The sequence below is a fragment of the Cyanobium sp. T1G-Tous genome (assembly GCF_024345455.1).
GTDB lineage: Bacteria > Cyanobacteriota > Cyanobacteriia > PCC-6307 > Cyanobiaceae > Cyanobium_A.
On sequence record NZ_JAGQBD010000029.1, the window covers coordinates 24,125 to 33,216 of the forward strand.

The 9,092-nt window shown below is 63.4% G+C and carries 12 protein-coding genes and 1 pseudogene; 6 read left to right on the plus strand and 7 right to left on the minus strand.

From position 1 onward, the window contains the following. The first annotated feature begins 90 nt into the window (after positions 1–90). Complete coding sequence (locus tag KBY75_RS13715; protein WP_106633127.1) at positions 91–327, plus strand: hypothetical protein; 237 nt, start codon at positions 91–93, stop codon at positions 325–327. A gap of 143 nt (positions 328–470) precedes the next feature. Next, complete coding sequence (gene trxB / locus KBY75_RS13720; protein WP_255024310.1) at positions 471–1,850, plus strand: thioredoxin-disulfide reductase; 1,380 nt, start codon at positions 471–473, stop codon at positions 1,848–1,850. Between the two features lie 39 nt (positions 1,851–1,889). Here the strand turns inward: trxB and infA are convergent, their stop codons facing one another. Next, positions 1,890–2,156, minus strand: coding sequence for a translation initiation factor IF-1 (infA, locus tag KBY75_RS13725; RefSeq protein WP_094560946.1), 267 nt, complete (start codon positions 2,154–2,156; stop codon positions 1,890–1,892). A gap of 197 nt (positions 2,157–2,353) precedes the next feature. On the opposite strand from infA, the gene KBY75_RS13730 reads away from it, so the two are divergent. After that, positions 2,354–3,037, plus strand: a complete 684-nt coding sequence (locus KBY75_RS13730; RefSeq protein WP_255024317.1) for a pseudouridine synthase — start codon at positions 2,354–2,356, stop codon at positions 3,035–3,037. A gap of 6 nt (positions 3,038–3,043) precedes the next feature. On the opposite strand, the gene KBY75_RS13735 is transcribed toward KBY75_RS13730, so the two are convergent. The 4 genes from KBY75_RS13735 to KBY75_RS13750 all read right to left on the minus strand — a co-directional run bounded on the left by KBY75_RS13735 (position 3,044) and on the right by KBY75_RS13750 (position 5,728). Next, positions 3,044–3,259, minus strand: a complete 216-nt coding sequence (locus KBY75_RS13735) for a hypothetical protein (RefSeq protein ID WP_255024311.1) — start codon at positions 3,257–3,259, stop codon at positions 3,044–3,046. 66 nt (positions 3,260–3,325) lie between these two features. Beyond that, positions 3,326–4,288 carry an NAD(P)H-binding protein gene (locus tag KBY75_RS13740; protein ID WP_255024312.1) on the minus strand — a complete coding sequence of 321 codons (963 nt, stop codon included), beginning with the start codon at positions 4,286–4,288 and terminating at the stop codon, positions 3,326–3,328. Positions 4,289–4,370: 82 nt separating this feature from the next. Beyond that, positions 4,371–4,472: a cytochrome b6-f complex subunit PetM gene (gene petM / locus KBY75_RS13745; RefSeq protein WP_106633132.1), complete on the minus strand. Its 102-nt coding sequence runs from the start codon at positions 4,470–4,472 to the stop codon at positions 4,371–4,373. Between the two features lie 23 nt (positions 4,473–4,495). Then, positions 4,496–5,728 (minus strand): N2,N2-dimethylguanosine tRNA methyltransferase, encoded by a 1,233-nt coding sequence (locus KBY75_RS13750; protein WP_255024313.1) that lies wholly within the window; start codon positions 5,726–5,728, stop codon positions 4,496–4,498. Between KBY75_RS13750 and KBY75_RS13755 the strand changes: the two genes are divergently transcribed. Together KBY75_RS13755 and ilvN are read left to right on the plus strand one after the other, a co-directional pair. Next, on the plus strand, positions 5,661–6,635 hold the full coding sequence (locus tag KBY75_RS13755) for an alpha/beta fold hydrolase (RefSeq protein WP_255024314.1): 975 nt from the start codon (positions 5,661–5,663) through the stop codon (positions 6,633–6,635). The genes KBY75_RS13750 and KBY75_RS13755 overlap by 68 nt on opposite strands. 36 nt (positions 6,636–6,671) lie before the next feature. Further along, complete coding sequence (gene ilvN / locus KBY75_RS13760; RefSeq protein WP_254936633.1) at positions 6,672–7,202, plus strand: acetolactate synthase small subunit; 531 nt, start codon at positions 6,672–6,674, stop codon at positions 7,200–7,202. Here the strand turns inward: ilvN and KBY75_RS13765 are convergent. Together KBY75_RS13765 and KBY75_RS13770 are read right to left on the minus strand one after the other, a co-directional pair. After that, on the minus strand, positions 7,199–7,912 hold the full coding sequence (locus tag KBY75_RS13765; RefSeq protein ID WP_255024318.1) for a peptidylprolyl isomerase: 714 nt from the start codon (positions 7,910–7,912) through the stop codon (positions 7,199–7,201). The two genes, ilvN and KBY75_RS13765, sit on opposite strands and share 4 nt — an antisense overlap. Positions 7,913–7,956: 44 nt before the next feature. Then, positions 7,957–8,508: a photosystem I assembly protein Ycf4 gene (locus tag KBY75_RS13770; protein WP_254936635.1), complete on the minus strand. Its 552-nt coding sequence runs from the start codon at positions 8,506–8,508 to the stop codon at positions 7,957–7,959. 229 nt (positions 8,509–8,737) lie between these two features. Between KBY75_RS13770 and KBY75_RS13775 the strand changes: the two are divergent. After that, positions 8,738–9,092 (plus strand): annotated as a pseudogene (locus KBY75_RS13775) (photosystem II D2 protein (photosystem q(a) protein)); the annotation flags it as partial.

The window sequence follows — 9,092 nt, forward strand, 5'->3', positions numbered from 1 at the left end:
TTTAAGCGCAAATATGCGACGTTGTGTCAACCAATACCTCCGCAGGGCCCATAGCCCGGCAGCGTGGTCTGATCCAAGGGAGAGGGGAGCATGGATGCCGCAGTGAATCGCCGCCTAACCGTTGCTGTCAGCTGGGCTTTGGCCCGCCGCGCCACCCTCGACGCCCTCGAACATTTCGAAGAAAGCTTTGCGGTCACGGAGGAATTCCGAGAATGGCTGCTCTGCCTGGAAGAGCACCCGGAACTCCTTGCAGCAAGCGTGTTGATGGTGCCAAACGACCTGGGCCAGGGAATCCGGCCCGCCAGCGACGGCATCCTGGAAATATGAGCCGATTTGAGATGCAAATCCGCAGCAGATTGCACTCAATTCTAAAGCAAATCTAAAGACATTTACGCCCGGCGCGCCGGGCCCTCCCTGCAAGCTGCTGCGCCAATCTCCTAGGCTCAACTCATAGTCGATCCGCTTAAGCAATGACGGTTTCGGGGCTTTCAGTCGAAAACCTGGTGATCGTGGGATCAGGGCCCGCTGGCTACACCGCCGCCATTTACGCCGCCCGGGCCAATCTCAGCCCTTTGCTGATAACTGGTTTCCAGGACGGTGGCATCCCTGGCGGTCAGCTGATGACCACCACCCACGTTGAGAACTTCCCCGGCTTTCCCGACGGGATCATGGGGCCGGAGCTGATGGACAAAATGAAGGCCCAGGCAGTCCGCTGGGGCACCCGTCTGATTGAGGCCGATGCCACCGCGATCGACCTGTCCCAGCGGCCCTACCGCATCACTGCCGAAGGCCAAAGTATTGAAACCCAGGCCGTGATCCTGGCCACCGGCGCCAGTGCCAACCGGCTAGGCCTGCCTAATGAGGAGCGCTTCTGGAGCCAGGGCATCAGCGCCTGTGCGATCTGCGACGGTGCCACTCCCCAGTTCCGTCAAGCCGAACTGGCCGTGGTGGGTGGGGGCGATTCCGCCTGTGAGGAGGCTGTTTATCTGACCAAATACGGCAGCCACGTGCACCTGATCGTGCGCGGCGACAAGCTGCGGGCCAGTGGCGCCATGGCCGATCGGGTGCTCGCCAACCCCGCCATCACCGTGCATTGGAACCGCCAAGTGGCCGATGCCAGCGGTGGCGACTGGCTCGAAGCGATCACCCTGAGGGATCCCAGCAGCGGCACCAGCGAGGAGCTGCCGGTGAAGGGCCTCTTCTACGCCATTGGCCACACCCCCAACACCCGCCTGGTGCGAGGCCAATTGGAGGTTGATAGCCACGGTTACCTGGCTACTCAGGCTGGCCGCCCCGAAACCAGCGCCGCAGGGGTCTACGCCGCTGGCGACGTGGCCGATGCGGAATGGCGTCAGGGCATCACCGCAGCTGGTAGTGGTTGCCAGGCTGCCCTGGCAGCTGAGCGCTGGCTTACCCATCACGACCTGGCCGTCACGGTGAGCCATGAACCCGTAGAACCAGCCCCCGTCGGCGAACCGGTGCGCACTGCCACCAGCGACGCCGACAACTATGACGCTGACGCCCTTTGGCAGAAGGGAGGATTTGCCCTGCGCAAGCTGTATCACGACAGCAGCAAGCCCCTGCTGGTCGTCTACACCTCACCGACCTGCGGTCCCTGCCACGTGCTTAAGCCCCAACTCAAGCGCGTGCTCGATGAGCTTGGCGGTGCTGCCCAAGGAGTGGAGATCGACATCGAGGCCGAGCAAGAGATTGCCAGCCAAGCCGGTGTTACCGGCACCCCGACCGTGCAGCTGTTCCACAACAAGGAGCTCAAGCAGTCCTTTAAGGGCGTCAAGCAGCGCAGCGAATTCAAAGTCGCGATTGAAGCCCTGCTAGGCGTTGCCGTATGAAGCTGGCGCTCAACGCCGCCGTCGCACCGAGAGGTGCGCTCAACGCCTCCTAGGCCCACCTGGGCGGTTACCGCCGGGACGGGGACCGGCAGCCGCATTGCGCTCCCGGTAGGTGATGCGGCCGCGGGTGAGGTCGTAGGGGCTGATCTCAACCAGTACCTTGTCACCCGCCAGCAGCTTGATCCTGAATTTGGTCAGCTTGCCTGCCGCCCGGCAGAGACATTGGTGACCAGCCGGCTGTTCCAGGGTCACTAGGTAAAACCCGTTTCCCTGTTCTTTTTCAATCACACCGGAGGTCTCGATCATGCGGGGGCGCTGTCTTGAGGTTCAATCGTTCCAAATAGCTTAATTGCCGCCCGACAGGCGATAGGGTCTGGCTCACTCGTGCCGTTTTGGCTTCACCATGGTTTTGCCGCCAATTTCGTTGGATCTGGGGCTACTGCTGATCTCCATCGGTGTGGTGAACCTCTGGAAAGCCCGTCAAGCCAGCTGAACCCAGGCCGCTGACCACCCTTCTTTTCCACAAGCCCTACGGGGTACTAAGCCAGTTCACGCCAGAAGCCGGCTGTGACTGGGCTTGTTTGGCGGAGTTCATCTCGATTCCGCAGGTTTACGCCGCCGGCAGGCTCGATGCCGATAGCGAGGGATTGCTGCTGCTGACCAGCAATGGACGCCTGCAGCAACGCCTCACCGACCCCCGCTTTGGCCACTGGCGCCGCTACTGGGTGCAGGTTGAAGGAGAGGCAACTGCCCACCCTGAGGCTTTGGAGCGACTACGCAGCGGCCTTTTAATTCAGGGCCAGCGCACTCTGCCGGCTAGGGCCGAGGCGATCAGCGATCCATGCCTGCCAGAGCGCACCCCGCCGATCCGTCGGCGGGCCGCCATTCCCACCAGCTGGCTGCAACTGGAGCTGCAGGAAGGCCGCAACCGTCAGGTGCGTCGCATGACGGCCGCCGTAAATCTGCCCACCCTGAGACTGCTGAGGGTCGCCATCGACCTCATGGACGGAGCCGCCCCGCTCGAGCTCAATGGCCTGGCAGCGGGGCAATGGCGCCAGGTGAACGGAGCCGAAAGCCAGCGACTCGAGCAACTGCTTAAGCCATCGCGGGCCATGAAAAAAATCTCACCTGGGCGGGGCGGCCGGGCCGGCGGCGGGAAATCAGGGCGGGGCGCTGGGGGTGGATAGGGCGGCTTAGCCGAGCACGTCCTTGAGCTCCCGCACGCTCTGCAACTGGCCGTAGTAGTAATTGGCACGAGCCCGCCGGTCAGCATCATCGAGGCCATCGAAAGCATCGAAACCCAGGGTTTGCCATAGCTCGTGGCCGCAGGCCCGATTGAGCTCTTCGGTGGCCTCAGCCTCAAGGTTGGCCAAACGGCGCTGCAAATTTTTGATCTGGGCAGCCGACATTCACTCTCCCAAGCAACGAATCAATAGTACAGCTGAACTGATAGCCGCCGCAGTGGGTGCCAGGGCTTAAAAGGGCAGCTTCTTCTTGGCTTCCTTGTCGAGGTCAGTCTCCATCTCGCGCAGGCGGCGCAGGATCGTGTCGTAGTACTCCTTGAGATAGCCCTCCAGGCCGGTGGTTTCAGCCGGGTCTAGCCCGAAGGCCTCGTAGCTGGCCTCCATTGGTGCATCGAGAGCTGAGCCCCCACCGGTGACCGCTTCAAAAGCCAGTCGCTCGGCCACGTTGAGGCTGGACTCAAAGAAGCCGGTCACAGAGCGCATCAAGCCCAGCAAGGCAGGCGGCACCCGAAAAGTGCGGGCTTCCTTACCCGTGAACCGCTCACAGAGCTGGGTGATTTCGCTGGTGGTCCAGGCCCGGGGACCCACCACTGGAAAAGCTTGGCGAATGGTTTGGTCTCGCTCCAAAGCCGCTACGGCAAAGCGGGCCATGTCCTGGGTGTTCATGTAGGCGATTGGGGTGGGCGAGCCACTCACCCAAACCGTCTGGCTTTCCAGCACGGGAATCGCAAACTGACTGATTACCCCCTGCATGAAGGCCACGCCGCGCAAAATTGTGTAGTCAAAATCCGAGGCCATCAACCAGTCTTCGGCGCATGCCTTGATGTCCATCAAGGGCACGTCGCGGTGCTGATGCGCATATAACAGGGATACAAACACCAGACGCTTCAGCAAAGCGGCCTGGCAGGCGGCGAATAAATTCTGGTTGCCTTTCCAGTCGATGTCGTAGGCGCTGGCGGAATCTGTAGCGCGGGCTGTGGCCGCGTCTATTACTGCGTCCTGACCTTCCAGGGCATAGGCAAGGCTTTCAGGCTCAAGCAGGTCGCCGCGGGTGAGCTCACAGCCCCATTCCTGCAGAAAAGCTGCCTTGCGCGGAGAGCGCACCATGCAGCGCACCTGATGGCCTGCATCGAGGGCACGACGGGCTACTTGCCGGCCCAGGGTGCCCGTTCCGCCAACCACCAAAACCTGCATTAGCAACCTTCAAGCGGGCCTGAGCCTAGGTGTCCGACGGGTCGAGCCGGGAGCAGAGGGGGATCTAACTGGCCTTTGGGGCTCAGTCGTTGTCGGCCAGCTTCAACAGCAGGGCACCGCCGGCAAGACCAACGGGGATCAGTATCCAAAACAAAGCTGCGGTACCGAAAATTTCAGCAGCCATGGCGAAATGAGTGGAAGTCCATCCTATTTAGCAGTGCCAGTGGCCATTCCAACCAACTGAGCGGCGGTCTGCAGGATCTCGGCCCAGGTTGCATCGCTGCGCAGCTGACCCGGCATCACCCCACTGACCTGGGCCGACCACCCCCCCTCCCGCAGGGCCGCCACCAGGCTGAGCAGCGGTGGCGCCCCCCCCTTAAGGCGGCGCGCGATTTCAGCCATCGGCCAGCAGCGGGCCGGAAGTCCCCTATCCGCAAGCAGACGGGCAAGCAGGCGAGCCCCCTCTGCACTGAGGCTTGCCCCTGGATCAACCTCAGCGTAGATCTGCATTTCAGCCAGCAGCTCAGGCTCCTGCAACGGGCCGATCCACAGAGGGCCGCTGATCGCCAGCGGCGCAATCTCGCCGGCAGGGCAATGGCAGGGGAGCCACTGACGCAAGCGAATCAATGGCTGCACCTGCTGATCGCCGCAGCCATGGCAGTAGGCCAGCATGCCGAGGTGATGCTCCTCCCCTGGCTCGCTGCGGCGGCGCAGGCGCACCGCGCTGCGAAAAGTGCGCCCTTCACTGAAACTAAATAGGGGCTCGATGCCCCGGCCCAAGGCCCAGGCCGCTCGAGCCACGCTGCCAAGTTGCAGGCGCAGGGCCAGCTCCCAGCTGGCGGGATGGGCCCGGGCCGCCGCCCCCAGCAGCCGAATCGCAGCCGGGCGGTCGTGGCCGGTGGGGGAGCGGCCATCGGTGCTGGCTAGGTAAAGCACACCCCCGAAGGAGACAGCCTCCAGAGCTAGGGGCAGCAGGGCCGTGGGGCAGCCAAAGCCATCCAGGTCTAGGAGCTCGAAACGCTCCTGGCGCTGCAGGCAATCCGCCAGCAGATGCTGGGCAGTAAGGGCGCTGCAACGCAAACCCGCCAGAGATGCCAGGTTTTCACGCAGCAAAGGCAGCCGATCCGGATCAGCGTCGTTAGCCCACACCGCCTCGGCTCCAGCCTCCAGGCCGTAGCGCAAGGCCCGGATGCCGCAGCCGGCCATGGCATCGAGCACCCGCAAGGGGCCGCGGGCCGCCAGCGTGCGGGCGAGCAGCACCCCCAGATCCCGAGAAGGACGCGACTCCGGCCTAAAAAAGCCGGCGCCGGGCAACAGGCGAGCCCGTCCTTCGCAATAGTGAGCGTCGGTGTGCTGGCTCAGGAGATCAACCGTGGCTGCAACAGTCCAGCCTGCACCTCCACCCGCGGCGGACGGCAGCTCGGGGGCGGAGTGGGGCATCCACGCCGATTGGCTCTGGCGAGGCGAGCGCTGCCATTGGCGGGTGCTGGGGGAAGAAAATGCCCCGGCCCTGCTGCTTGTGCATGGCTTCGCCGCCGGCAGCGGCCACTGGCGCCACAACGCTGCGGTGCTGGCTGCAGCCGGCTGGCGGGTGTATGGCATTGATTTAATCGGCTTCGGCGCCTCAAGCCAGCCGTCCCTGCGACTGGACAACCGCCTCTGGGCCAGGCAGCTGCAGGCCTTTCTCGAGCAGGTGGTGCAGGGGCCAGCCGTGCTGGTAGGCCATTCCCTCGGCGGTCTGGTGGCCCTCAGCTGCGCGGTGTTTTTTCCCCAGCTGGTGCGAGCCGTCGTGGCAGCCCCCCTACCCGACCCAACCTTGCTGCTGGCGGACAGCAGCAGCCCACCCCGCCGCCGGCCCTGGCAACGCCGGCTGCAGCGCTGGCTCGTGACCCTGCTCTGCCGGCTGCTGCCTCTGGAGCTACTGGTGCCCCTGATTGCCCACTCGCCCCTGCTTGATCTAGGCATCCAGTCGGCCTACAGCAAAGCTGTGATCGGCGACAGGGACCTGCACCGGCTGATTGCCAGGCCAGCCCGGCGACCGGGAGCGGTGCGGGCCCTGCGGGCGATGAGCATCGCCATGGCCCTACGTCCCCACGGGGCCACCGCCCCAGCCCTGCTACGGAGGCTGGGCCGTCCCCTGCTGTTGATCTGGGGGCAGCGCGACCGACTGGTGCCCGTTCAGGTAGCCCAGCAGGTGCGGCGGCTGCGGCCCGAGCTACCCCTAACGGTGCTGCCTGGCAGTGGTCACTGTCCCCATGACGAACATGCCGACGCCTTTAATGCCGCCTTACTTCAATGGCTTGATCAATTGCCAGCCGCCGAGACCCTTTCTGGGCCTGGGCGGTAACTTGGAATGCAGCCACCGCCGCGGGTCCCTCAGGAGATGAAACACACCCTTTCGGTGTTGGTGGAAGACGAATCCGGCGCCCTCAGCCGCATCTCCGGCCTATTCGCCCGCCGCGGCTTCAACATTGAAAGCCTGGCGGTGGGTCCCGCTGAAAAAGCTGGCGTTTCCAGGCTCACCATGGTGGTCGCAGGTGACGATCACACCCTCGAGCAGATGACAAAGCAGCTCGACAAGCTGGTCAACGTGCTGGGGGTGATTGATCTATCCCACATACCTGCCGTCGAGAGGGAGCTGATGCTGCTGAAGGTGTCGGCTCCTGCCGAAACCCGCAGCGCCATCCTGGATCTGGTTCAGGTGTTTCGGGCCAATGTGGTCGACGTTGCCGATGACGCCTTGACGCTTGAGGTGGTGGGCGATCCAGGCAAGCTCGTCGCCCTCGAACAAGTGATGGAGGGCTACGGCATCCTTGAAATCGCCCGCACCGGCAAGGTGGCATTGGAGCGGGCTTCGGGCGTCAACACGGCTTTCCTGAAGGTCACCGCATCCAGCAAGCGGGTACCCGCTTAAGGCTTGCCCTGCACCAATGTCCCGCCCGAAACCAGCGTGGCCTTAACGATCTTGTCGCCCTGGCGGATCTGGTCGACCACCTCCATGCCCTTGCTCACCCTGCCGAAAACGGCATAGCGGCCATCCAGTTCTGGTAAAGCCTGAAGGGCTACATAGAACTGGGCGCTGGCGGAGTTGGGATCGGCGGAACGGGCCATGGCAACGGCTCCGCGTTGGTGAGCCAAAGCCAGTTGGCGGGTCGCCCCTGGGGCTGTTACAGGCTCGCCATAGCGAGGCTCTGGCTCGTCGCTGCGCTTAATCTCCAGGGGAATCAGTCGGGGTATCCCCGTGGCTGGATCCACAAAACTGCCCAGGCCGTGCTGACTGGCTGGCACCTTTGGATCGGCGCTGGTGGGGTCGCCGCCCTGCACCACAAAGGGCACCGGCTCGCGTACAACTCGATGAAAAGCGGTGCCGTTGTAGACGCCACGCTTAACGAGATCAACGAAATTTCCCGCCGTCAATGGTGCAGCAGTGCCATCTAGCTGCAGCTGCACCTCACCCTTGCTGGTCTGCAAGGCGACGGTGGCCGTACCGCTGAGGCAGGGGGTGCTGGCGGTGCTGCAACCCACAGGGCTACTGCCACCATCAGCCGCACAGGCGACCAGGGATAGGGGAGCTAGCAACAACAAACCGCCCAGGAGCAAGCGACTCCACCAGTTGCCAGTCATCAAATGGCCATTACGCAAATTGCCAGTACCCAAATTGGTAGTCATCAAACTCCCTCCAAGGGCACGCCCAAAAAGCGGGCAAGCTGGGCGCCAGACAACTCCAGATCGGCCAGGGGCATGGGCTCTCCAACCCTGGTCAAGGGCATATCCCGCCTGCCCTGCACCTTGAGGGCCAGGCGACGTCGGGGATTAAGGCCATCTCGCACCTCCACCTTCACAGCCTGAATCTCCCGCAAAGGGATATCCACCGTGATCGCCTGGCGAAAGCCGCGGCGACTAATAGTGGCTGTACCAGCAACTCGATCAAAGCGGTTGCTACCGGCGCCAACGTCAATGCCGATCACAACCCAGAGGTAGGCACACAGCGCCATGGCGGCCAGCCCGTAGAGCCCCATCACCAATCCCTGGGGCAGCCAAGCCAGCTCGGCGGGGTGGCCGATCGGCAGCAGGTCGGTGCCGAGATAGCTGGAGACACTGGTGAGCAGGAAGCCGATCCCGCCAGTGGTCACCACCAGGGCAACCAACACATTGGAAAGGCGCCTTGAGCCCAGCACCGGCAGCTCAAGCAAGGGGGCAGGAGCCTGGGGGGAGGCCATGACCTGGAACAAGCAATGGCGCCATCCTGACGGGTCGTCGGGGGAGCTGGGCGGATCGAGACCTAGCGCTCAGAAATGAAGCAAATGACAGTCAGAAAACCGTTACGAAAGCCCAGCGAAAGGAGGCCATGTCAGCCCGTTTCAACCGGTCTCGCGATCCGCTTCAGCGTTGTTACGATCGTCCGGTAATTCCACAGCCTCCGCGGGTTTTCCGCACCGTTTCATCATCATGACGATCGCTGTAGGGCGCGCGCCGCAGCGGGGATGGTTCGACATCCTCGATGACTGGCTCAAGCGCGACCGCTTCGTTTTTGTGGGGTGGTCTGGTCTGCTCCTGTTCCCCACGGCCTATTTGGCTCTGGGTGGCTGGCTCACCGGCACCACCTTTGTCACTTCCTGGTACACCCACGGAATTGCCAGCTCCTATCTAGAGGGCTGCAACTTCCTCACCGCCGCCGTCAGCACCCCCGCTGATGCCATGGGTCACAGCTTGCTGTTGCTCTGGGGCCCAGAAGCCCAGGGCGACTTCGTGCGCTGGTGCCAGCTCGGTGGCCTCTGGCCCTTCGTGGCTCTGCACGGCGCCT